13 protein-coding genes are annotated in these 25,558 nt (G+C 44.6%); 7 read left to right on the top strand and 6 right to left on the bottom strand.

What is annotated here, in order from left to right; all coding sequences use genetic code 11:
- The first annotated feature begins 6 nt into the window (after positions 1-6).
- The 7 genes from GD631_RS03880 (at position 7) to GD631_RS03850 (ending at position 17,334) form a co-directional block, all read left to right on the top strand.
- Positions 7-1,740: a RagB/SusD family nutrient uptake outer membrane protein gene (locus tag GD631_RS03880; RefSeq protein WP_143258908.1), complete on the top strand. Its 1,734-nt coding sequence runs from the start codon at positions 7-9 to the stop codon at positions 1,738-1,740.
- A 12-nt stretch (positions 1,741-1,752) separates the two neighbouring features.
- Positions 1,753-3,552, top strand: coding sequence for a hypothetical protein (locus GD631_RS03875; RefSeq protein ID WP_223225872.1), 1,800 nt, complete (start codon positions 1,753-1,755; stop codon positions 3,550-3,552).
- 4 nt (positions 3,553-3,556) lie between these two features.
- Positions 3,557-5,272, top strand: coding sequence for a cellulase family glycosylhydrolase (locus GD631_RS03870; RefSeq protein ID WP_244983357.1), 1,716 nt, complete (start codon positions 3,557-3,559; stop codon positions 5,270-5,272).
- A gap of 203 nt (positions 5,273-5,475) precedes the next feature.
- Positions 5,476-9,516: a hybrid sensor histidine kinase/response regulator transcription factor gene (locus GD631_RS03865; RefSeq protein WP_143258911.1), complete on the top strand. Its 4,041-nt coding sequence runs from the start codon at positions 5,476-5,478 to the stop codon at positions 9,514-9,516.
- Positions 9,517-9,659: 143 nt separating this feature from the next.
- Entirely contained in the window at positions 9,660-12,524 is a 2,865-nt protein-coding gene (locus tag GD631_RS03860; RefSeq protein WP_185911572.1) for an alpha-xylosidase BoGH31A, read from the top strand.
- Positions 12,525-12,543: 19 nt separating this feature from the next.
- Positions 12,544-15,081 carry a glycoside hydrolase family 2 TIM barrel-domain containing protein gene (locus GD631_RS03855; RefSeq protein WP_143258913.1) on the top strand — a complete coding sequence of 846 codons (2,538 nt, stop codon included), beginning with the start codon at positions 12,544-12,546 and terminating at the stop codon, positions 15,079-15,081.
- A 21-nt stretch (positions 15,082-15,102) separates the two neighbouring features.
- Positions 15,103-17,334 carry a glycoside hydrolase family 3 C-terminal domain-containing protein gene (locus GD631_RS03850; protein WP_143258914.1) on the top strand — a complete coding sequence of 744 codons (2,232 nt, stop codon included), beginning with the start codon at positions 15,103-15,105 and terminating at the stop codon, positions 17,332-17,334.
- A gap of 26 nt (positions 17,335-17,360) precedes the next feature.
- Here GD631_RS03850 and GD631_RS03845 read toward each other — a convergent pair whose 3' ends face one another.
- The 6 genes from GD631_RS03845 to GD631_RS03820 form a co-directional block, all read right to left on the bottom strand.
- Complete coding sequence (locus GD631_RS03845; protein ID WP_143258915.1) at positions 17,361-18,341, bottom strand: FecR family protein; 981 nt, start codon at positions 18,339-18,341, stop codon at positions 17,361-17,363.
- A gap of 15 nt (positions 18,342-18,356) precedes the next feature.
- A complete protein-coding gene (locus GD631_RS03840; RefSeq protein ID WP_185911571.1) occupies positions 18,357-18,869 on the bottom strand; it encodes an RNA polymerase sigma-70 factor in 513 nt (170 codons plus the stop codon).
- Between the two features lie 78 nt (positions 18,870-18,947).
- Positions 18,948-21,530 (bottom strand): outer membrane beta-barrel family protein, encoded by a 2,583-nt coding sequence (locus GD631_RS03835; protein WP_143258916.1) that lies wholly within the window; start codon positions 21,528-21,530, stop codon positions 18,948-18,950.
- Positions 21,531-21,609: 79 nt separating this feature from the next.
- Positions 21,610-23,187 carry a S41 family peptidase gene (locus GD631_RS03830; RefSeq protein WP_143258971.1) on the bottom strand — a complete coding sequence of 526 codons (1,578 nt, stop codon included), beginning with the start codon at positions 23,185-23,187 and terminating at the stop codon, positions 21,610-21,612.
- 36 nt (positions 23,188-23,223) lie between these two features.
- Positions 23,224-23,682, bottom strand: a complete 459-nt coding sequence (coaD, locus tag GD631_RS03825; RefSeq protein WP_143258917.1) for a pantetheine-phosphate adenylyltransferase — start codon at positions 23,680-23,682, stop codon at positions 23,224-23,226.
- Positions 23,679-25,556 carry a DNA topoisomerase IV subunit B gene (locus GD631_RS03820; RefSeq protein ID WP_143258918.1) on the bottom strand — a complete coding sequence of 626 codons (1,878 nt, stop codon included), beginning with the start codon at positions 25,554-25,556 and terminating at the stop codon, positions 23,679-23,681. Before GD631_RS03820 ends, coaD begins: the two co-directional genes overlap by 4 nt.
- Positions 25,557-25,558: the final 2 nt, after the last annotated feature.

The raw sequence follows: 25,558 nt of genomic DNA, 5'->3' as shown, positions 1-25,558 counted from the left end.
GAGAATATGAGTAATATGAAATTATATATAGTGGGAATGGGACTAGCCGTGATGTCACTTATGGGATGTACGGCAGGCTTTCTGGATGTAGAATCGAAGAAAGAATCTACTACCGGTAACTTCTACCGGACTGAGAGTGATGCGTGGCGAGCATTGATAGGTTGTTATGATGGCTGGCAGTGTACTACGTCCAGTCAGGCATGTGCCTTTTATTTTGCTTCGCAAATCATGGCGGACGAGTGTTTTGCCGGTATGGGAAATACTGACGCCCGCAACTATCAGGTGATAGATCGCTTCGATGCCACTCAGTCTCCTTCCGATATGAACTTGCTGGAAACGGAATGGACCAACTATTATGCGGCAGTGTATCGATGCAATGAACTTCTGGCTCATGAAGGTCAGATATCCTGGACAAGTGACCAGACGAGAAATACTTATATCGGTGAATGTCGTGCCTTACGTGCCTTGTGCTATTTCGATATGGTCCGCCTTTGGGAAAATATTCCCTTATTCACTGAACCTGTGAACGAGAACCGTGCGCAGGCTAACCCGGAAGAGGTGTACAATCTTATCTTCAGCGATCTTAAATTTGCTGCGGATAATATTCCGGCAGGTGTATATCCTAAAAGTGCGGCTGCTTCGAACGACGGTCATATAACCAAGTTTGCTGCTGAGGCGCTGTTAGCTCGTGTTTACCTGTTTTATACAGGCTATTACGGCAAAGAACCTCAGGTAGAAGGTGTCACCAAAGCTTCGGTATTGCAGGGATTGGAAGATTTTATCGCTGTAGCGGAGACCGAAGGCTACGGACTGGTTGAAGAATTCAAGAACTTGTGGCCGGCTGCTTCCACTTCATGGAGCCGAAACGCGGCGACAGGTGATTATACGCAGACTACAACCTATGCCGGAAAAGGAAATAAGGAGGTGGTATTGGCACAGAAATTTAATTATACGCAAGATTATGATGGTAATAATGATGGAAACCGCTGGTTGGTCTATATGGGAATACGTAGCTATCTGAATCATGCACCTTATGGGAAAGGATGGGGAGGATGTACGGTCAATCCTAGGATGTGGACTGTCTATGGTACAGGTGATGCACGTCGTGAAGCTTCTATCATCAATCTGGATAGTGAAGGTATCGCCGATGATTCGGAATATGCAAAATCATATGCCGACCAACGTGAATACACCGGTTATACGGTAAAGAAATATACTCCGATGTCGAAATGGGTCAAAGATGAAAAGTCCGGTGCATGGTCGATTGCTGATGAAGTTTCCGGTCTGGGCAAAGGAGATTTCCAGATTTCACAATATCAGGATTTCATTGTGATGCGCTATGCTGATGTGTTGTTGATGGCTGCTGAATTAGGAAGTCCGAATGCACAGGCATATCTCAGTCAGGTACGCCAGCGTGCTTATACGGTGAATGATGGTAAGGGAAACTTGTCTGTTTCAGGTGATTATCGGGAGGTTGCGGTCACAAAAGAAAATATAGTAAAAGAACGCATGCTAGAGTTTGCTTTTGAAGGACAGCGTTACTGGGATCTGTTACGTCAGGGGGTGGATTATGCTGCTTCGCAGATTGCAGGTACTACGTCGGTTGTCAGCGGAGGAAGTCCCGAGGAGGTAAGCATTATAGCTTCGAACATTATCGGCAAACGAGGTTTCTCTCAGATTCCGAATAATCAGATTACACTTTCGAATGGCGTTTTGAAACAGAATGCAGGTTGGTATTAAAAAATGGAAGTTATGAATAAGATTGTATCAAAGTTATATATAGCATTGCTGGCAACGCTCGTCACATTGTTGTCGGCATGTACTCCCGAAACTTATGAATTGGGAAGTCAGGATGTCGTTTCGGATGATCTGGCCGAAGGAATTGCTTTTTCGATCACGCATGATGCGGTGAATCCGAACATTATTTATCTGAAAAGTCTGATGCCTTCAAGTTATCAGGTTTGTTGGGAACATCCGCAAGGACGGAGTCTGAGTGCGGAAGTTAAGCTACAGATACCGTTTGAGGGAGAGTATAGCGTGAAGTTCGGTGTACAGACACGAGCCGGAATTGTGTATGGTCCCGCCGCTAAGTTTACCATCGACAGCTTCTGTGCCGAATTTGTGAATGATGCCTTATGGACTTATTTGTCGGGGGGAGTCAACAATGAGAAGGTTTGGATTTTCGATAACGGCTCGTATGGCTTTGCTGCGGGTGAAGTGACTTATGCTGATCCAAGCACGACCGTAGAGTGGAACAATTGGAGTGCCAACTGGGACCCGGGCGTTGGTCATTCGGGAGATGATGCTATTTGGGAGAGTACGATGACTTTCGGTCTGACCGGCGGAGCGAACGTGACAGTTTATAATTCTTCTTCACAGAGCACAGCCGTAGGTACATTTATGCTCAATGTGGACGATCATACCATCACGTTTACTGACTGTGAACTGTTGCACACGCCTTCATGGTCGGACAGAAGTACGAACTGGAACCGAAATCTGAAGTTGCTCGAACTGGATGAGAATCATATGCGTATCGGGGTGATGCGTGACAATAGTGAAGGACCTTGGTGGTTGGTATGGAACTTTGTTTCGAAAGAATATGCCGACAATTACGTGCCTGACGATAAGCCCGATCCGGAACCGGCATTGCCTGACGGATGGGAGGATATGGTATCAGAAGTCGTGACTACCGAAATCAAATGGACGATGTCGCCTGATGTTCCGTTCGACTGGGCAAACCTGGATGGTAGCCTGATGAATAACTTTACGGCCGGTAACTATCCCGAGTGGGCAACCCCGGTCAGTGGATTGGAAAAACTTGCGTTGACTTTGAACTCAAGTACAATGACCTATTCTCTTATTCTGCCTGATGGTACTTCTTCGGACGGAACCTATAGTTTGGACAAAAAAGGCATTTACACCTTCAGTTCAGCTTTGCCTGCCTGTCACATCGGTGGCGGTGATATTATGTTTGGAGCAGATGCTAACAACCAGCTCCGCATCCTCCGCATCGAGAGTGCAGGAGGATCGGTGATAGGAATGTGGCTTGGTGCGCGCAGCTCTGAAAAAGATGAATATCAGGCTTATCACTTTGTGCCCAATGCCGGAGGAAGTTCCGAACCGGAGGCAACCACTATTACTGTTGACAACCATAAATTGGTGTGGGGACATCTGGAGAGCGATAAGAATAATTTTCGTATCGAACTGTATAATCAATATGGTCAGACTGCATCTGCATTTCCGGTTGATCCGGCAAGCATTGTGTTCGACTATTCAATGGAGCTGACTTTTACTATTAGCGGATTGAGTGGCGATGCGGCCACCAAGGAATATAATGCAGGTCTGATGTGTACGGCAAGTGGTTGGTGGCCTAGTTATTCAGGCACGAGTGATGTAAAGGTGAAAGGCAACGGTACTTATGCTATCAACATTAAACCGGAAGCCGCATATAACGGTGTAATCGTATTCGTGATTGATATCATTGATATGTTCAGTGACATTGCAGAACCGGATAAAGTGAACGTTACTATAGATACTTTAAAAATCTTGTAATTGAATGAGTATGAATAAGATTTGTAGTCTTTGGACGTATTATGTTTTCTGTCTGGCAGGTATTTTGCTTATTTCCTGTACGGAAGATGAAGTAGCGGGAACTCCTTTCATCACAATCTCAAAGCAAGAATTGACTTTCGGTAAGAGCCAAAGCGAGACTTTACTCTATATACAATCAAACGTGTCTTATGAAGTAGTGTCGGATTCGCCGGAGTGGTGCAGCATCACCCGGCAGGAATCGGATTCGAAAAAGACTGGCAAGTATCTAGTCAGTGTAACTGCCAATCCTGATACGGAATCCCGTTCGACTACGATTAAGGTGACAGGAAGTGAAAAGAATGGGGTGGTACAGGTGAATCAGCTCGCCAGTGACCTTTTAGTAGCGGAAACACACGAAGTGACAGTTGCCGGTGAAGGGGAAAACTTTTCTATTCAGATACAGGCATCCGGAGATTATGAGATAACGGTTGGTGCCGGATGGCTTCATCATAATTCTTTACGTGCTCTGACTGAAAAGGTGGAGACATTTACCGCCGATCCTAACGTTGGTAATGAAGCTCGTACAGCCGTTATTACATTCGTGCTGAATGACCTTATAGAATCAGTTACCGTGATTCAACAGGTTTCTTCGATACCAGAAGCAGATATGACAGGCATGGAGAAGAATGCGATGGAATTGATGAAGGAAATTGCGATTGGATGGAATCTGGGTAATTCGCTGGAAGCTGTCGGTGGAGAAACCGCCTGGGGAAATCCGGCTACTACCAAAGCCATGATTACCAAGATAAAGGAACTTGGGTTCAGTGCGGTACGTATTCCTTGTGCCTGGAATGATTATTTAGTTAGTGATGGAAACTATGAAATACAGGCGTCGTGGCTCAACCGTGTGAAGGAAGTGGTAGACTATTGTGTGGATAACAAACTGTATGCTATTCTTAATATTCATTGGGACGGAGGCTGGTTGGAGAATGATATTCCAAACGGATATAATAAAGCTGTAGACCAAAAACAACGAGCTTTGTGGCAACAGATTGCTACTTTCTTCAGAAACTATGACGAGCGTCTGATTTTTGCTGGCTGCAACGAACCGAATGTTGAGGATGCCGATGATATGGCAGTACTGCTACAGTACGAACAGACATTTGTAGATGCCGTTCGTGCTACAGGAGGGAAAAATGTGTATCGTAATCTCATAGTACAGGGACCTGCTACGGATATTGACAAAACTATTCAATGGATGGACCGATTGCCCGAAGACCCGACGGACGGACGAATGATTGTTGAAGTACATTATTATAGTTCGTGGCAATTCTGCGGCATGGAGAAAGACGAGAGTTGGGGAAAGGCTTTCTATTTCTGGGGAGAAGAGAATCGCGGGTATGCTGTTGGCAATTACGAAGGTCGTTGGGACAATATTGGTGGAGAGGAATATATGAAAGCTCAATTTCAGAAACTGAAGACCCGGTTTGTTGAACAGAATATTCCGGTACTCATCGGTGAGTTTGCGGCTATCCGTCGTCAATTGCTGGATGAAGAAGCCCAAAGAATACATGACTTGTCGCGTGCGGCGTTCGACAGATGTGTAGTGCGCCAGGCGCGTGCTCATGGACTGGTTCCATTCTATTGGGATCGTGGGGACGGTGTTCTGAGTCGCAATACGTTGGATATTTATGACAATTTGGAGTATAACGGGCTGATGGAGGGACTCGCGACGGAATAGTCCGGGGTAGAGTTGCTCTGTTGTTTCTATTGAGTATTAATAAACCATAAGGACGGTCTGGGCGGGAATCTCTGTTCAGACCGTTTGTCTTTTTTGTAGCCCCTTCACTTTTTTTCTAAATTACCGATGAGTAAAGGCTTTCGCAGGCTCTTTTTCTTGGCTGTTTGGTAATATTTTATTTCCTTTGTACAAATCTGAAAAACATGATAAGAAAGAACCTTTTATTGTTTGTTTTACTTCTCACTTCGTGGATGGTGGTTGCGCAATCCTATCAGTTTAAGCATCTGGAAGTATCGGATGGACTGTCTAATAACTCTGTAAACACTATTTGTAAAGATCGTGATGGATTCATGTGGTTTGGTACGGCTACGGGATTGAATCGTTATGATGGATATACTTTTAAAATATACCAGCATGCCGAGAATGATCCGGGATCTTTGCCGGATAATTATATTACTGATATTGTGGAAATGCCTGATGGACGGTTTTGGATAAATACGGCCCGAGGCTATGTGTTGTTTGATAAAGAACGGGATTGTTTTATCACCGATGTTACCGGATTCATGAAGAATCTCGAGTCAGGAGGAGTTCCGGAACAGGTCTTTGTAGACCGGGAAGGGAATATATGTCTTAGTGTGGCAGGTGAAGGATGCTACCGTTACAAGGAAGGTGGAAAGAGACTTTTTTTTTCGTATGTGGAACATTCATTGCCGGAGTATGGAGTGACACAAATAGCGGAGTGTAGTGACGGACTTTTGTTGATTTATAATACAGGACTGCTTGTCTGTCTGGATCATGCCACATTGGCAATAAAATGGAAGTCTGATGACATAAAAAAATATATTCCGGCAGGAAAGACAATAGAGTTTTCGCTCTTTGTAGACAGAGACAATTGTATCTGGGCATACAGCCTTATGGGAATATGGGCGTATGATTGCGGAACAAAAAGTTGGCGGACAGATTTGACCGGTATCTGGTCGTCACGTCCGGACGTAATTATTCATGCGGTAGCACAGGATATAGAAGGCAGGATTTGGGTTGGAAAGGATTATGACGGCATAGACGTGCTTGAGAAAGAAACGGGGAAAGTGACTTCTCTTGTTACCCACGATGACAATGGACGGAGCTTGCCTCATAATACCATTTATGACCTATATGCTGACAGGGATGGTATCATGTGGGTAGGCACTTATAAAAAAGGAGTATCTTATTATAGTGAAAGTATCTTTAAGTTCAATATGTATGAATGGGGAGATATAACTTGCATAGAACAGGCGGATGAAAACAGGCTGTGGCTAGGCACGAACGACCATGGGATTCTTTTGTGGAATCGCTCTACAGGAAAGGCTGAACCTTTTTGGCGAGATGCCGAAGGACAGTTGCCAAATCCGGTTGTATCTATGCTGAAGTCAAAAGATGGTAAATTATGGGTCGGGACATTTAATGGGGGATTGTATTGTATGAATGGTTCCCGGGTGCGTTCTTATAAGGAAAGTACCGGAAACGCTTTGGCGAGTAATAATGTCTGGGCATTGGTGGAGGATGATAAGGGAAGAATCTGGATTGCTTCGTTGGGAGGCGGTTTGCAATGTTTGGAGCCATTATCCGGTATTTTTGAAACTTATACCAGTAATAACTCGGCTTTATTGGAGAATAATGTAACCTCTTTGTGTTGGGCAGATAATAATACATTGTTTTTCGGAACTGCCAATCAGGGAGTAGGCATGATGGATATGCGTACTCGAGAAATAAAAAAGATTCAAGGCCAGAGCGGTAATGTCAAGTTGTCGAATGATGCGGTTAATCATGTATATAAGGATAGCCGGGGATTGGTATGGATTGCTACCCGTGAGGGATTGAATGTGTATGATACGAGGCGCCATATGTTTCTGGATCTATCTCCTGTTGCAGAGGCCAAAGGAAATTTTATTGCAGCAATTACGGAAGATCAGGAGCGTAATATGTGGGTATCGACCAGCAGAAAGGTGATTCGGGTAACAGTGGCCTCTGATGGAAAAGGGAATTATCTTTTCGATTCCAGGGCTTACAATAGTGAGGACGGATTGCAGAATTGTGATTTTAATCAGCGTTCCATCAAAACGTTGCACAATGGGATTATTGCGATTGGTGGTCTGTATGGAGTAAATGTTTTTGCTCCGGATCATATACGCTATAATAAAATGCTGCCTAATGTGATGTTTACAGGTCTTTCGCTGTTTGATGAGGCTGTGAAAGTGGGACAGTCGTATGGTGGAAGAGTGTTGATTGAAAAAGAGTTGAACGATGTAGAAAATGTAGAGTTCGATTATAAGCAGAACATTTTTAGTGTATCTTTTGCTTCGGATAACTATAACTTGCCGGAGAAAACTCAATATATGTATAAGTTGGAAGGGTTCAATAATGACTGGTTAACCCTGCCATTAGGAGTACACAATGTGACTTTCACTAATCTTGCTCCGGGAAAGTACGTTTTGAGAGTGAAAGCGATCAATAGTGACGGTTATGTCGGCATAAAGGAAGCCACTCTGGGTATTGTAGTCAATCCTCCTTTCTGGATGTCATGGTGGGCTTATTTGTTGTATGCCGTCGGTTTGGTTATCGTGCTCTTCCTAGCGCGTTACCGGATGCTGAAACGTGAACGTGAGAAGTTTCATCTTCAGCAAATAGAAAATGAGGTGGCGAAGAATGAAGAAATAAATAATATGAAATTCCGTTTCTTCACGAACGTTAGCCACGAATTGCGTACACCGCTCACTTTGATTATTTCTCCTTTGGAAGGCATGCTGAAAGAAACGACCGATGAATTGCAGAGTACACGTTTGCAATTGATGTATCGTAATGCACAACGGTTGTTGCATCTGGTTAATCAACTGCTTGATTTTCGTAAAGGAGAAATGAGTACTCATCAGTTGTCTCTGTCGGAAGGAGATATCATTTCGTATGTGCATAGTGTTTGTAACTCTTTCTTGTTGATGGCGGATAAGAAACATATTCAGTTCTCTTTCTTTTCGGGTATAGATACATTCTCGATGGCTTTTGATGCTGACAAGATAGGAAAGATTGTGATGAATTTGCTTTCTAATGCTTTTAAGTTTACTCCCGAAGGAGGACGTGTGACGGTGATGGTAGAGCATGTGGCAGGAACTCCCGATATACTGGAAATCAAGATTACCGACACCGGAATAGGAATTAGCGATGTGGACAAGGAACATATCTTCGAACGTTTCTATCAGGCGGATCATAAGGGAGTAGAGGAAACTACCGGAAATGGTATCGGCTTGAGTTTGGTACGTGATTTTGTCACTTTGCATGAAGGAGAAGTGAAGGTATTCGATAATATAGGGATGGGGTCTGTTTTCGTTATTCAGTTTCCGGTAAAACATGTGGAGACACAGGTGCAGTTGCCAGAAGAAAGGGGCATACCGGTCGGGGATGAAGAAGATAAGGAGATGAAAGAGGAAGCCAGGGAGGAAACGGAACGCAAAAATTTCCCATTGTTGATGATAGTAGATGATAATGAAGATTTCCGTATCTTTATGCGTTATAGTCTAGAGTTGCAGTATCGTGTCAAACTGGCTGTGAATGGTCAGGAAGCGTGGGAAATGATGCAGGAAGAATTACCCGATCTGGTCATCAGTGATGTAATGATGCCCCAAATGGACGGCAATGAGTTGTGTCGCCTGATAAAGCAGGATAAGCGCACAGCGCATATCCCTGTGATTTTGCTGACAGCGCGACAGAATACCGAAGCAAAGTTAGAAGGATTGCAGACAGGAGCGGACGATTATGTAACGAAGCCGTTCAACATGACTATTCTTGTGTTGCGTATCCGTAAACTGATAGAACTAAGCCGTTATCATCGTGTCACCCTGGGAATGATTGATCCTGCGCCTAGTGAGATTGTGATTACTTCATTGGATGAGAAGTTGATAGAGAAAGCAGTCAAGTATGTGGAAGATAATATGTCACGTACTGAACTCTCGGTAGAGGAACTTAGTCGGGAGCTGGGTATGAGTCGTGTGCATTTGTATAAGAAATTGCTTCAGATCACAGGAAAGACACCGATTGAGTTTATCCGCGTGATTCGCTTGAAACGGGCAGCGCAATTATTGCGTGAAAGCCAGCTTCATGTGTCCGAAGTGGCCTTCGAAGTAGGCTTCAATAACCCCAAATATTTCAGTCGTTATTTCAAGGATGAATTTGGTGTTTTACCCTCCGTTTATCAGGAAAAAGAAGGGAAATAACAAATGATACCTTTGAAAAAAACATATTGTCCGGTCACTGTTTAAAAGTTCCCCTTCTATAAAACATTAGAAGGGGAACTTTTAATTTATAGTACTTACTTTTGCGATATGAGAAAATATATTGTTGAACCCTAAAGGTAGGTATGATTATGAATATGAAAAACATTTTCTGTTGCCTGTTACCGGGACTTCTTTTCGGAGCATGTTCCAATAAGGTCTACGAAGAGACAGGTGATAGTGTGATAGTTAAAGTACAACAGAAAGAAATAGGAGGGCCTCGTTTAGTTCGCCTTCAAGTGATGGGAGATAAGTTAATCCGTGTTTCTGCCACTGCCGACAGCAAGTTTGCCGATCCGCAAAGTCTGATTGTTGTTCCGCAGGAAAAACAAACATCCTTTGCCGTTGTGCAGAATGGCGATACGATTACAGTGTCTACTGAAGAAGTAAAAGCATCCGTACTGATTAGTACCGGGGAAGTGTGGTTTACGGATCGAAACGGAGAGTTAATCCTACAGGAAAACAAGGGAGGAGGAAAGAAGTTTACTCCGATAGAAGTGGAGGGGACGAAAGGATATACGATCTGTCAGGTATTTGAGTCTCCCGAAGATGAGGCGTTTTACGGATTAGGTCAGCATCAGGCGGATGAATTTAATTATAAGGGCAAGAATGAAGAATTGTTCCAATACAATACGAAAGTATCTGTTCCGTTTGTTGTTTCGAATAAAAATTATGGCATACTACTGGATAGTTATTCGTTGTGCCGCTTCGGTAATCCGAATGATTATTCCCAGTTGAACCGTATCTTTAAACTTTATGATAAGACAGGTCAGGAAGGGGCGCTTACCGGTACTTATGTACCGAAAAAAGGAGAAAATCTGGTTCGTCGGGAAGATTCCATTTATTTCGAGAATCTGAAAACGATTGAGAATCTTCCGAAGAAACTGCCGTTAATGGGAGCTAACGTCACCTATGAAGGAGAGATAGAGCCTGCTCAAACGGGAGAATTTAAGTTTATTCTTTATTATGCAGGATATGTCAAGGTTTATTTGAATAATGAGCTGGTTGTGCCGGAACGTTGGCGTACTGCATGGAATCCTAATAGTTATAAGTTTGCTGCTCATTTGGAAGCAGGAAAGCGTGTGCCGTTGAAAATCGAGTGGCAGCCTGATGGCGGGCAGTCTTATTGCGGGCTGCGGGCATTGACTTCTGTAGATCCGGCAGAACAGGGGAAACAGTCATGGTGGAGCGAGATGGCAAAGCAGCTTGATTATTATTTTGTGGTTGGTGAGGATATGGATGAAGTAATCAGTGGCTATCGGACTCTGACCGGAAAGTCACCTGTTATGCCGAAATGGGCAATGGGTTTTTGGCAAAGTCGGGAGAAGTATAATACACAAGATGAAATGTTGGGAGCACTGAAAGGTTTCCGTGATCGTAAAATTCCGTTGGATAATATCGTACTGGATTGGAATCACTGGCCGGAGAATGCCTGGGGTAGTCACGAGTTTGATAAGGCTCGTTTTCCAGATCCGAAAGCAATGGTCGATTCAATCCATGCTATGCATGGCCGTATGATGATCTCGGTATGGCCTAAGTTCTATGTTACTACTGAACATTTCAAAGAATTCGACGAGAATGGATGGATGTATCAGCAGTCTGTCAGGGATAGCTTGAAAGATTGGGTAGGTCCCGGTTACCATTATGGTTTTTATGATGCTTATGATCCCGACGCACGGAAATTGTTTTGGAAACAGATGTATGAGCATTATTATCCGTTGGGTATAGATGCCTGGTGGATGGACGCCAGCGAACCGAATGTGCGTGATTGTACAGACTTGGAATATCGGAAGGCTTTGTGCGGGCCTACGGCATTAGGTTCCTCAACAGAATTCTTCAATGCTTATGCACTGATGAATGCGGAAGCGATTTATGACGGTCAGCGCGGGGTGGATAATAACAAACGTGTGTTCTTATTGACCCGTTCGGGATTTGCCGGATTGCAGCGTTATTCTACGGCTACATGGAGTGGAGATATCGGTACACGTTGGGAAGATATGAAAGCGCAGATTTCTGCAGGGTTGAATTTTGCGATGAGTGGAATTCCTTATTGGACAATGGATATTGGCGGTTTTTGTGTAGAGAATCGTTATGTGGCAGGGCAGAAACAATGGAATGCGACAAAGACGGAAAACGCCGATTATAAAGAATGGCGTGAGTTGAATGCCCGCTGGTATCAATTCGGTGCGTTTGTGCCTTTATATCGTGCACACGGGCAATACCCTTTCCGTGAAATATGGGAGATTGCGCCGGAAGGGCATCCGGCTTATCAGTCGGTTGTGTATTATACCAGGTTACGTTATAATATGATGCCGTATATTTATTCGTTGGCAGGTATGACCTGGTTGGATGATTATACGATCATGCGTCCCTTAGTTATGGATTTCACAGCGGATGCCGAAGTGAATAATATTGGTGACCAGTTTATGTTCGGTCCTTCGTTTATGGTATCTCCTGTTTATCGATATGGTGACCGCAGCCGTGAAATTTATTTCCCTCAATCAGAAGGCTGGTATGATTTTTATTCAGGCAAATTTCAGGCTGGAGGAGAGAGAAAGGTAATAGAAGCTCCTTATGAGCGTATTCCGTTGTATGTGCGTGCCGGTGCTATCGTACCATTCGGAGATGATATTCAGTATACGGATGAAAAACCGGCGGATCATATCCGTTTGTATATTTATCAGGGAGCGGATGGAGAGTTTACGTTATACGAAGATGAGGGTGTGAATTATAACTATGAACAAGGGAGGTATGCCATGATACCAATGAAGTATGATGAAGCTACCAAGACTTTAGTGATCGGTGAACGCCAGGGAGACTTTCCGGGTATGCTGAAAGAACGGACTTTTACTGTGATTACGGTCAATAAGGAAAAAGCCCAACCGTTTGATTTGAATGCGAAAGGGGTGACTGTGAAGTATAATGGCAGCAAACAGACATTGAAACTGTAGCCTGAATGATAATTCGTTGATGATGATTGGTAAACTAAAATATTTGATACTGGGGAGCTGCCTGCTACTGGGAGGTTGTCTGCTACTATTAGGAGCATGTAGCAGCTCTTCCCCCGCATTTCCGCGTGAGCGGTCCGACTTTAATGCAGACTGGCGTTTTCATTTAGGAGATGGACTGCAAGCGGCACAGCCCGGTTTTGCCGACAATGACTGGCGTGTATTGAATTTACCTCACGACTGGGCGATTGAGGGGGATTTCAGCAGGGAAAATCCTTCCGGTACAGGAGGAGGGTCACTTCCAGGGGGAGTCGGTTGGTATCGCAAAACCTTTAACGTGGATAAAGCCGATACGGGAAAGATATTCCGTATTGAGTTTGACGGAATATATATGAACTCGGAGGTATTTATCAATGGTGTTTCATTGGGAGTACGTCCTTATGGATATATTAGTTTCAGTTATGACCTGACCTCTTATCTGAAATGGGATGAGCCGAATGTACTGGCTGTACGTGTGGATAATGCGGAGCAACCTAATTCGCGATGGTATTCAGGTTGTGGCATTTACCGGAATGTGTGGCTAAGTAAGACCGCTCCGATACACGTGGCCGGATGGGGGACGTATGTCACGACATCGTCAGTTGACGAAAAACAGGCTGTACTGAATCTTGCTACTACCCTTGTGAATGAAAGTGATACGAACGAGAATGTTGCAGTCTGTTCATCCTTGCAGGATGCTGAAGGCAGAGAAGTTGCTGAAATCCGGTCAACTGGGAAAACGGAAGCCGGTAAGGAGGTTGTTTTTTCCCAGCAGCTGACTGTAAAGCAACCTCAATTGTGGGATATTGATACTCCGTATCTGTATACACTGGTTACCAAAGTGATGCGAAACGAGGAATGTATCGATAGGTATACTACTCCTGTTGGTATTCGCACATTCAATTTTGATGCACGGAAAGGATTCATATTGAACGGCAAACAGACAAAAATTAACGGTGTGTGTATGCATCATGACCTGGGCTGCCTGGGAGCGGCAGTCAATGCACGTGCCATTGAACGGCAATTGCAGATTCTGAAAGAAATGGGTTGTAACGGCATACGTTGTTCTCATAATCCTCCGGCACCCGAATTGCTTGATCTCTGTGACCGTATGGGGTTTATCGTGATGGATGAGGCTTTTGATATGTGGCGGAAGAAAAAGACGGCGCATGATTATGCACGTTACTTCAACGAATGGCATGAACGTGATTTGAATGATTTTATTTTGCGTGACCGTAATCATCCTTCTGTTTTTATGTGGAGTATCGGTAATGAAGTCCTGGAACAGTGGAGTGATGCCAAAGCGGATACGTTGAGTTTGGAAGAGGCTAATCTGATCTTGAATTTCGGACATTCTTCTGATATGTTGGCCAAAGAAGGAGAAGAAAGTATCAACTCTTTGCTGACGAAGAAGCTGGTGGATTTTGTGAAGGAGCTCGATGCTACCCGTCCTGTCACTGCCGGATGTAATGAGCCGAATTCCGGGAACCATTTATTTCGTTCCGGCGCATTGGATGTGATTGGCTATAATTATCATAACAAGGATATTCCCAATGCTCCGACCAATTTCCCGGACAAGCCGTTTATCATTACTGAAAGTAATTCGGCATTGATGACGCGTGGATATTACCGTATGCCCAGCGACCGGATGTTTATCTGGCCCGAACGTTGGGACAAGCCCTTTGTCGATTCTACTTTTGCCTGTTCATCTTATGAAAACTGTCATGTGCCTTGGGGAAACACTCACGAGGAAAGCCTCAAATTAGTCAGGGACAATGATTTTATCAGTGGACAATATGTATGGACTGGATTTGATTATATCGGAGAACCTACTCCTTACGGATGGCCTGCGCGTAGTTCGTATTTTGGTATTGTTGACCTGGCTGGTTTCCCGAAAGATGTCTACTATCTGTATCAATCGGAATGGACGGACAAACAGGTATTACATCTTTTCCCGCACTGGAACTGGACTCCGGGACAGGAGATCGATATGTGGTGTTACTATAATCAGGCTGATGAAGTGGAATTGTTTGTGAATGGAAAATCGCAAGGAGTGAAGTGTAAGGATATCGATAACCTGCATGTAGTTTGGCGTGTAAGGTTTGAACCGGGGGTGGTGAAGGTTGTTGCACGTAAAAGTGGTAAGGTAGTGGCGGAAAAGGAAATCAGGACAGCCGGAAAACCTGCAGAAATTCGTCTGACTCCTGATTGTTCTGTTCTTACTGCTGATGGAAAAGATTTGTGTTTTATCACTGTGGAGGTGTTGGATAAGAAAGGAAATCTTTGCCCTAATGCTGATAATTTAGTGAGTTTCACAGTAAAAGGTAATGCCTTTATCGCAGGGGTGGACAACGGAAACCCGATATCGATGGAACGCTTTAAGGATGAAAAGAGGAAAGCATTTTATGGAAAATGCCTTGTTGTAATTCAGAATGATGGAAAACCGGGAAAAGCAGAGCTAACAGCTACTTCAGAGGGGCTTCGGCGAGCTGTGGTAAAGATCTCGGCGAAAGAATTGTAAACTGTAAATGATAATTTGATAATGAGACTGTTTTTATTGACTATATGTTTCCTGTCTGTTGGGGCAGGTACGAAGATGATTGCCCAGGATAAGAAACAAACACCGGTTTATCTTGATGATACACAACCGATGGAGGTTAGAGTGCGGGATGCTTTGAACCGTATGACCGTAGAGGAAAAAACTCGTCTTAGCTATGCACAGGGAAAGTTCAGCTCTCCAGGTTGTCCCCGTTTGGGTATTCCTGAACTTTGGATGAGTGACGGACCTCACGGTGTACGTGCCGAAATTAACTGGAACGATTGGGGATATGCAGGATGGACTAATGACAGTTGCACAGCCTTTCCTGCGCTGACCTGTCTGGCTGCCAGTTGGAATCCTCTGTTAGCGGAGAAGTATGGAACCGCTATTGGGGAGGAAGCCCGTTATCGTGAAAAGGATGTTTTGCTGGGACCGGGTGTGAATATCTATCGTACCCCACTCAATGGACGTAACTTTGAATATCTGGGAGAAGATCCTTATTTAGCTTCGGAACTTTGTGTTCCCTATATTCAGGGAGTGCAGAAGAATGGAGTAGCTGCTTGTGTGAAGCATTATGCGCTGAATAATCAGGAGTTATGGCGGGGACATATTGATGTGCAGCTAAGTGACCGTGCTCTGTATGAAATATATCTGCCTGCCTTTAAGGCTGCCGTAGAAAGAGGTAAGGTCTGGTCTGTTATGGGAGCATATAATAAGGTGCGTGGGACCCATGCTACTCATCACAAGCTATTGAATAATGATATACTGAAAGGAGAATGGAAATTCGACGGTTGTGTCATAACGGACTGGGGAGCTGCGCATGACACTTATGAAGCTGCCATGTATGGCTTGGATATTGAAATGGGATCTTATACGAATGGTTTGACTTCGGAATCGGAATTCGGTTATGATGATTATTACTTGGGCAAGTCTTATCTGAAAATGGTTCGGGAAGGTAAAATTCCGATGGAAGTAGTGAATGATAAGGCTGAACGTGTGCTACGTTTGATTTTCCGTACAGCTATGAATCGCGGGAAGCCGTTTGGGGCACTGACTAGTGAAGAGCACTATCGCACGGCTTATGAGGTTGCAACAGAGGGGATTGTCTTGTTGAAAAATGGAACTGGCGGGAAACAGCCTTCTTTATTGCCTATATCCCAAGGAAAATACAAACGTATTTTAGTGGTGGGAGATAATGCTACCCGTAATTTGATGTTAGGCGGTGGATCTTCAGAATTAAAAGTTCAGAGAGTGATTTCACCATTGGACGGTATAAAGGCCAAGTTTGGTGATAATGTAGTTTATGCACAAGGTTACACAAGCGGTCGTCCGATGTACGGTCGGGCGGATGTCATTCCGCAGGTTATTGTGGATTCTTTGCGTAATGATGCGGTGGAAAAAGCGATGAACTCGGATTTAGTGATTTTTGTAGGTGGATTGAATAAGAATCATTTTCAAGATTGTGAGGGTGGAGACCGTTTATCGTACGAACTTCCTTTTGCCCAGAATGAGTTGATAGAAGCTTTATTGAAGGTAAATAAAAACCTGATAGCGGTGATTGTCAGCGGAAATGCGGTGGAAATGCCTTGGGTGAAGGAGATTCCTTCTATTGTCCAGTCATGGTATTTAGGTTCTGTTGGTGGAGAGGCGCTAGCTGATGTGTTGAGTGGAGATGTGACTCCCAGTGGTAAACTGCCTTTCTCTTATCCGGTGAAACTGAAGGATTGTCCGACACATTTCTTTGGAGAAATCAGTTATCCGGGCGATAGCATCCGCCAGGAATATAAAGAAGATATTTTGGTTGGCTATCGCTGGTATGATACGAAGAAGGTGCAGCCACTCTTTCCTTTTGGCTATGGCATGAGTTATACTACCTTTGAGTATGGTAAACTTGTGGTGTCGGCTAAAACAATGAATGCTGATGGTAGTATAGATATTCTCGTGAAGGTTAAGAATACAGGAAAAGTAATAGGGAAAGAGATTGTTCAACTATATATTGGTGACGAAGAGTGTAGTGTTCTCCGTCCGGTTAAGGAATTGAAAGATTTCCGGAAGGTACAACTTCTTCCGAATGAAGAAAAAGAAGTGAAGTTTACGATAAAGCCGGAAGTGCTGAAGTTCTTTGATGATAAGCAGCATGCCTGGATCGTGGAACCAGGGAAGTTTAAAGCTTATATTGCCGCCTCTTCTGCTGACATCCGCAATGCAGTGACATTTGAGTATACTTCAGATTAGTAATGAATCAGTTTCAGTGTGAGACGTTATTTTACAATAATTCGTTTCTCCTTATATTGAAACTCTGCGATCCCCAAGTCATTCAGCGCTGCCAACAGATCTCCTACCGGAACGTTCCGGCTAAAACGAAAATGAATCCGTTCTTGCAGGAGACTGGCTGAATGGCAAATAATGCTGATGTTGTACCATGTGCCTATCTCTTGTAAGACTTCCTTCATGGGGATGTTGTCAAAATAGAACTCTCCCTGTGTCCACCCTTCTTCCTTTCTCCAAGAGACTTTGGAGAGAAGTATGTCGCCGTTTGCCGCTAACCGGGCATGTTGTCCGGGTGACATTTTCCGGCTGGAAGTAGAAACGGTATCAGTCAATTGCACGCATCCTTCGTATAAGGTCACAGCTGGGAGGCTGGCGGGATAGGCGTTCACGTCGAACACTGTGCCTAGTACTCGTGTCTGTATTTTCCCGGCAGTAACAATGAAGGGACGACTGATGTCCTTGGTAACTTCAAAGCGGGCTTCTCCGGTGAGGCTAACCATACGTTTGTCCGGTGAAGTAAACTTCTCCGGATATTCAAAACGGCTGTTGGCACCTAATATAACATGACTACCGTCTTCCAGCGTGATGTGGGTCAACGTGCTTGGCGGAGTGGAGACGATAATTCGTCCGTTTTCCTTTGTGGTTGTGATACGTTCAGGAGCTTTGAGAGAAGCGAAGATTTCAATTCCGGATATTTCGGTTTCCGTTTGCTGCCAAGGCGACCAAAGCAAGAGGATGAGGATGATGGCTGCCGCTACACTGCCGGAGAGCCATATCCGGAGATAAAGTTTTTTTCTTTTCTCTTTTTGCTTTTGTATAAATGTGTTCCACTCTGACTGAACCTCTTCCGGCAACGGGAAGTCACCCAATGCTTCTCCAAAAATATTTTGTAGACGGCGCGTTTCGGTATCTTCCGGGAATGAGAAAGTTTCCTGTTCTTTCACTTCATTACGTTTTTTCTTTTCTTCCATATTGATTCCTCCTTCTTACTTGTTCATGGCTTCGCGCAGTATGCGCAATGCCTTGGATATATGTTTCTTTACTGTGTCGGGACTGATGCCGAGACGTAGGGCGGCTTCCCGATAAGTAAGGCGCTCATAATAGCATAGCCGTAGCACCGTGCAGGTTGGCTCTGGCAAACGATGTGCGATAGCTTCTGCCTTTTGTAGCAATGCTTCGTGTTCTTTATAGTTGCTTTCTACGTCTGCCTGTGTGGCTTCGTACAGAGCTGTCAAGTTGTCTTGCTCCACCATGCGGTGCTTCAGGTGGTTAAGGCTGGTGTTGCGGACTATGGTGTAGAGCCAACCGCCACAGTCGTTCTTGTCCAGTCGGTCGAAATGCTTCCATGCCTGTTCCATTGCTTCGCTTACGATGTCGCGTGCCTCCTCCCTGTCTCCGGTGAGCTGTGTGGCATAACGCACCAATCGCGGATACATTTCCGTGAATAGTTGTTTGAAGGCCTCTTCCTTCGTGTGGTTTTTATGAAACAGGAGTATCATTCGTTTTAATATATCAGCATCATCTGTTTATGTGCATCAGAGATGGCAAAAGTAACGTTTCTCTTTCGGGTTGCAAACCTATAGACGTGATTTTTCGCTTTCTCCGGCTCCGGTTCCTTTATATTTGCTCTTTGTGGCGTTGAATTGGTAACTTAACCGGATGCCCAGACGTTGCTGGTCCGAATAATCGCGATTGGAACTGAACGTCCGGTCGCCATAAATGGTAAAGTATCTGTAGGCTGTATGAAAGATGTCTTTAGCGGTTACCGATACTTTTAACGACTGATCTTTCAGGAATGATTTTGTCAGTTGGGCATCTACTCTTCCTGCGGTATGTCTGATGGCATAACTTTGTTTGGCACCGGTTTGCAAGGTGCCTTTTATATTAAAGAACCAGCCGCGGGGAAAGCTGAAGTTATTATCTAAACTAAAATAGAATACGGGTTCGTTCCAATGCTGGGTGATGTTTATGGGAGCTGCGTGTGAATCGTACCAGTTAATGCCGCTTGTCAGTTGCGGCTGCCAAATACTTATTTGGGGCGAAAGAACGATAGCACCTCCATATTGGTTGGTATGCGGGATACTTGCCATGCTGAATAACAGTACGCCCGGATGGTTTACATCGTCATAAGGCTTGGTATAACTGGTGTACATATCCCAAGTATGGTCATAAAAAAGACTGAAGTTAACCCATTTCCATCCACCATCCAGAGAAATATTGCGGTGTATTTGAGGGACGAGAAACGGATCTCCACTGCGGTAGGCATATTTGTTCTGATACGTGATGGCACTGGTGAGCATCTCGTAACTAGGGCTGTATTTTATTGTCCGGTAAGAAAGGCTGAAAGACCAGTCTCCGGGAGTGTATGCGATGCCAACAACCGGTATCCAGTGTCGATACGTGGGGCTTTGCTCTTTCTGGTGGATCCCTTTCTCGTAGTAGTCTGTCTTTTGGAATTCATAGCGTAGCCCTGCCGAAATATTGAACTTACCTAATGGCAGGTTATAATCTGCGAAACCGGAAATCATGGTCTGTTTGATGCGGTCGTCAGCATCGGCAGAAAAACCGTTTTGGAGGAAGATGTCGTGACGGTTGGTAAATGTCTCTTCTGTGCCGAAGCAGAGCTTGCCTTTCCACAGTGGAGCGGTAATAAGAAGTTTGGCGGCATAGAGGCGATTGCGTACACGGTTGCTTGATGTGGCGTCCTCAATACCATTATTTTCTGCATATTGTTGTATACGGTCACGCCCATATACGTAGTCGGCATTGAAGTCGATATTCCATTTTCCGTGTGTACTGTTGTAGTATCCGTTGGCTCCCTGCCACCAGCCGGTGTGGGCATTGGTTTCCTGGCGGGAGTGTAGATTGTCGGTTTCTTTGCCATTTTGGAGAATGAGCGTATTACCTTCTGTGACGGAATGGGAGTTGCCAATATTTGTGCCCGGTGTATAACGCACGCCGAATGACTGGTGATCGTTAACCTCGTAATTGAATCCCACTTCTCCATTGAAGGTATTGTAGTTGCCTTTATTTTGGGCTTCCGTCTGTTGGTTCCAGTCTGAAGAGGCGTGAACCTCACGGTTTATTATACTTGTACTATGGTTGTTAATCTCCGCAAAATCTCCTTTTAGAAAAATGTCCAGTCCGCCGGTACGGTAGTTTAATGATATACCTTCCGTGCCGTTGGCTACCCGCCCTTGTGAGTAGTCAGTGTAGAAGTTACCGCTCATTCCTTGTCCACGTTTACGGATGGTGCGGAGGCGGATGACGGCTTTCACAGAGGAACTATACTGTACACCCGGTGTAGTAATGATTTCCGCTGATAGTATTTCGTTAGCTTGGAGACGATTCAACTCGGTGTTGTCTCTCACTTTACGTCCATTGATGTAGATGTCTGGTGTGCCTCTTCCTATAACAGAAAAATCCCCCTCCGAACCTGTGACAAAGGGAAGATGTGAAATCATCTCGTTTGCCGATCCCATCAGCGAAAGGGGAGTGCCGATGATATTAGCCGTCAATATTCCGTCCTTGCGTTCTATCAATGGGCGTGAGGCGGTGACAACCACTTCTTTCAGTAATTTCGCGTCAGGCTGGAGGCGGATGATGTTTGTATGCCGGCAGGGAACTACTTGCGGAGAGTAGCCTACAAAAGTAGCCTTCAATAGGCAATCCTCTCCGGCTATGGGTGGCAGGCGAAAGGAACCGTCTTCCTCCGTTACGCTTCCCGCGAGGAAACTGGAATCGGCAGCAAGAGCAAGTACATTGACGAAAGGGAGGGGAATTCCTTTCTCATCATACACTTTTCCTTCTACCGCAATGGCTTTGTCCGACTTGTGTTGTTGTACAACAAAATAGTCTTCCCGCTCCATGCAGATGAAGGGTTTCCCACTCAATACCAGATCAATGGTTTCCCGCTCTGTCTTTTCGCGTATGCTCATTGTCACACGATAACTTTCGGTTCCGTTGTAGGTAAAGAGAATACTTTTCCCACCTGCTTTTTCAATTAGTTTCAGCGCATCAGGCAAGGCTTTGTCTTTCAACTCTAATGAGATTCTCTTCGCTCCTGTTTGTGCCTGTGCAGGGAGAGAGATAAAAAATAAACCGTACCCGATCAATAACAACCAGATTGTTGTCCAAGTAAAATCAAACTGTCGTATCATACTTTGGTTTTAATGATTTTACTTATACTACAACAAGGGTGCCTGTTCGGGTACGGTTTATTCTACTTATTTTGCTATTTTATTTTAATTTCTTCTGATATTCGTCCGAATTCAGTATTTCCAGCGCTTTTTGTATACTCTCATTGGTGGTATTCATTACCCGGAAATATTCATTCATATCCCAAAGGTCACGGGCTATCAGTGCTTTAAGTTGCGTCTTGATAAGAGGAAGCGACTTCTGATATTGCTCTTCATTGAATTTCACCCCTTCTTTCTCACCGATTTCCTTTAAAGTGGCGAGCATATCATCATCGACAACAAACTTCTCATCAAACGATTCGAACTTCTTGTATTTGTTTTTCAACTCTTTCCGGTGTCCTTCGATAAACTGCATGGTGAATTTAATCACGGCTCCTTTAGCAACCAGATTACGGTGATAATCTGTATAAAGAGTAGTGTCGATGGGAACGAAGTAATCCGGCATGATACCGCCTCCGCCATAGACAGTACGTCCCAGTTTCTTGGTTTGTACTTTCAGCGAATCCGGGAAGTGGATGCTGTCAGCATTCATCAGTTCGCCGTGGTTGAAACGTTCTATCAGGTCCTTGTTGTAATCGACAGTACTGTCGTACGGTTTCTGGATGGAACGTCCCGATGGAGTATAATAGCGTGCAATAGTCAAACGAATCATGGAACCGTCCGGCAGGTCGATAGGACGTTGCACCAATCCTTTGCCGAAAGAGCGACGTCCTACGATAATTCCTCTATCCCAATCTTGCACTGCGCCACTGACAATTTCGCTGGCAGAGGCTGTGTACTCATCTACCAGAATAATAAGACGTCCATTACGGAAATCTCCGTTTCCTTTAGCGTAGAAATCACTGCGTTTGGCAGTCCGTCCTTCCGTGTAGACAATCAGTTCCTTTTGTCCCAGGAATTCGTTGGCAAGGTCGATAGCTGCGTTCAGGTAACCTCCTCCGTTTCCTTGCAGGTCGAGAATCAGGTCCTTCATACCTTGTTTCTGAAGGCTTGTCATTGCTTTCTTGAATTCTTCGGCAGTAGTTGCCCCGAAACGGTTGATGCGGATATAACCTGTCTTTGGTTGAATCATGTAAGAAGCATCGAGGCTAAGGATAGGTATTTTATCTCTTTTTACTGTAAACAATAAAGGATCCTGTACGCCACGACGAACAATAGTCAGGTTGACTTTAGAGCCTTTCGGACCACGAAGACGCTTCATAATATCTTCCGTACTCATTTTCACTCCGGCAATGGTGCTGTCATTGACCGCAACGATACGGTCACCGGCAAGGATGCCGACTTTCTCGGAAGGTCCGTTGCTGACGGGTTGCACTACTAACAGGGTATCTTCGATCATCTGAAACTGAACTCCAATACCTTCGAAGTTACCTTGAAGAGGTTCGTTCATTTTCTTCACTTCTTCTGCGTCCGAATAAGTAGAGTGCGGGTCGAGTTGTGCCAGCATCTTGATGATGGCTTCTTCCACCAACTTGTCTTCATCTACTTTGTCCACATAGAAATTGGAGATTGCGAACTCTGCCATTTGTAGCTTACGCATGGCTTCAGAACCGAAGTTCTGGGCTTGTGCGGCAATTGTCCACAAGCAAACGGATAGTATAATAGTTAGTTTCTTCATCATCTTTTTAGTTTCGCCATCTATTCCTGCCGAGTGTTATTCACTCATTTTCATGCCTTTGGGAATAAACTGGCTGATGTCTTTATTATAAGTCAATAGTTCGCGTACAATCGTCGAGCTGACGCAAGTCAGTTCCGGTTCCGTGAAGAGCAGGATGGTTTCAATACCCGCCAGTTTGCGGTTGATGTCTGCAATTGTTTCTTCATACTCGAAATCTTTCACCGTACGGATGCCGCGGACAATGAATCTGGCCCCTACTTCCTGCGCAAAATCAATGGTCAGACAGTCGTAAGACATCACTTTTATACGAGGCTCATCCTTGTAAAGTTCCCGAATCATTTCCTCTCTTTTCTCAATGGGAAAGTATGTATTCTTGTTTTCATTGATACCAATTCCTATCACGATTTCGTCCATAAAGGTGAGTGCACGTTCCACTACCGAGTAATGTCCGATGGTGAAGGGGTCAAAAGTACCCGGGAATATTGCTTTTCTCATGATGCCAAATCTTCTTCTATAACCAGATTGTCTATAATAAAGTTCTGTCGTTCCATGGTGTTTTTACCCATGTAGAATTCAAGTAGTTCTTTTACTGCGTCCGTTTTGCGCAAGGTCACTTGTTCCAGGCGCATATCCTTACCGATAAAATGCTTGAACTCGTCCGGTGAAATTTCACCTAAACCTTTGAATCGGGTAATCTCCGGATTCGGGCTTAGCTCGTTAATTGCGTTAACGCGCTCTTCTTCACTGTAGCAATAGATTGTTTTTTTCTTGTTGCGTACACGAAACAAAGGCGTTTGCAGAATATGTACATGTCCTTTTTTAATAAGATCGGGGAAGAATTGCAGGAAGAAGGTAATCAATAGTAGGCGGATATGCATACCATCCACGTCGGCATCAGTTGCTACGATGACTTTGTTGTAGCGCAGTCCTTCAATTCCATCTTCTATATTTAAAGCTGCTTGAAGCAAGTTAAATTCCTCATTTTCATAAACCACTTTCTTCGTCAGTCCGAAAGAGTTCAACGGTTTACCACGGAGACTGAACACTGCCTGGGTGTTTACATCACGACTTTTGGTGATGGAACCACTTGCAGAATCTCCCTCAGTGATAAAGATGCAGGAGTCTTCTTCCAGTCCTTTTCCTTTCGGGTCGTTGAGGTGTATGCGGCAGTCACGCAATTTGCGGTTGTGCAGGTTTGCCTTCTTTGCACGCTCACGGGCAAGTTTAGTTACACCTGCAATGGCTTTACGCTCTTTCTCGGATTCTTGTATCTTTTGTTGTATTGCTTCGGCTATATCTGCATTCTTGTGCAAGAAGTTGTCCACTTCCTGTTTGATAAAATCACCTACATACTTGTTGACTGTCACTCCGCCGGGAACCATATTGGTAGAACCCAGCTTCGTTTTCGTCTGACTCTCAAAGATAGGCTCTTCCACATTGACGGCAATGGCAGCAACCAGTCCGTTACGAATGTCGGTATAGTCCATGTTCTTGTTGAAGAACTCCTTGATGGTGCGGGCGATGTGTTCTTTGAAAGCACTCTGATGTGTACCTCCTTGGGTGGTATGCTGACCGTTGACAAAGGAGTAATATTCTTCTCCGTATTGTCCGGTATGCGTGAAGGCGATTTCGATGTCCTCCCCTTTCAGGTGGATGATCGGGTAAAGTCCGGTTGCCGTCATGTTGTCATTCAAAAGGTCTACCAGACCGTTGCGCGACAGAATACGGTGCCCGTTATAGATAATGGCAAGCCCTGTATTGAGGTACGTGTAGTTACGTAGCATTGTCTCAATAAATTCAGGCTTGAAACTGTAATTCAGGAATAATGTATTATCCGGTTCGAAGAAGATGTAAGTTCCGTTTTCTTCTTCGGTATTTTGTATCTCGTCGGTCAGCAGGTTTCCTTTTGAGAAAGTGGCGATACGTACTTTACCGTCGCGGTAACTGCGTACCTCAAAACAGGAGCTCAAGGCGTTGACGGCTTTCACACCGACACCGTTTAGTCCGACACTTTTTTTAAATGCCTTGCTGTCGTACTTACCACCAGTGTTCAACATGCTGACGGCTTCGATGAGTTTTCCCTGTGGGATGCCTCGTCCATAGTCGCGTACGCTGACACGAAGGTTTTCTTCAACGGTAATCTCGATTTTCTTACCGGCTTGCATTTTGAACTCGTCAATACTGTTGTCAATTACTTCTTTCAGGAGGACATAGATTCCGTCTTCGGCATGTGCACCGTCGCCCAGCCTTCCGATATACATACCGGGGCGTGTGCGTACATGTTCCATGTCACTTAGGTGACGGATGTTGTCGTCAGTGTACTCTACTGCATTGTTGTTGTCTACAGGTATCAATTCGTTCTCTTCCATAG

The sequence above is a fragment of the Bacteroides luhongzhouii genome (genome assembly GCF_009193295.2).
Classification (GTDB): Bacteria; Bacteroidota; Bacteroidia; order Bacteroidales; family Bacteroidaceae; genus Bacteroides; species Bacteroides luhongzhouii.
The sequence above is the reverse complement of the archived record's forward strand: the minus strand, read 5'-3'. Positions and strand labels throughout refer to the sequence as shown.

Coding starts and splice junctions, on each gene's coding strand:
- GD631_RS03880 (WP_143258908.1), top strand. CDS start 7: ATGAGTAATATGAAATTATATATAGTGGGAATGGGACTAGCCGTGATG.
- GD631_RS03875 (WP_223225872.1), top strand. CDS start 1,753: ATGAATAAGATTGTATCAAAGTTATATATAGCATTGCTGGCAACGCTC.
- GD631_RS03870 (WP_244983357.1), top strand. CDS start 3,557: ATGAGTATGAATAAGATTTGTAGTCTTTGGACGTATTATGTTTTCTGT.
- GD631_RS03865 (WP_143258911.1), top strand. CDS start 5,476: ATGATAAGAAAGAACCTTTTATTGTTTGTTTTACTTCTCACTTCGTGG.
- GD631_RS03860 (WP_185911572.1), top strand. CDS start 9,660: ATGATTATGAATATGAAAAACATTTTCTGTTGCCTGTTACCGGGACTT.
- GD631_RS03855 (WP_143258913.1), top strand. CDS start 12,544: ATGATGATTGGTAAACTAAAATATTTGATACTGGGGAGCTGCCTGCTA.
- GD631_RS03850 (WP_143258914.1), top strand. CDS start 15,103: ATGAGACTGTTTTTATTGACTATATGTTTCCTGTCTGTTGGGGCAGGT.
- GD631_RS03845 (WP_143258915.1), bottom strand. CDS start 18,341: ATGGAAGAAAAGAAAAAACGTAATGAAGTGAAAGAACAGGAAACTTTC.
- GD631_RS03840 (WP_185911571.1), bottom strand. CDS start 18,869: ATGATACTCCTGTTTCATAAAAACCACACGAAGGAAGAGGCCTTCAAA.
- GD631_RS03835 (WP_143258916.1), bottom strand. CDS start 21,530: ATGATACGACAGTTTGATTTTACTTGGACAACAATCTGGTTGTTATTG.
- GD631_RS03830 (WP_143258971.1), bottom strand. CDS start 23,187: ATGAAGAAACTAACTATTATACTATCCGTTTGCTTGTGGACAATTGCC.
- coaD (WP_143258917.1), bottom strand. CDS start 23,682: ATGAGAAAAGCAATATTCCCGGGTACTTTTGACCCCTTCACCATCGGA.
- GD631_RS03820 (WP_143258918.1), bottom strand. CDS start 25,556: ATGGAAGAGAACGAATTGATACCTGTAGACAACAACAATGCAGTAGAG.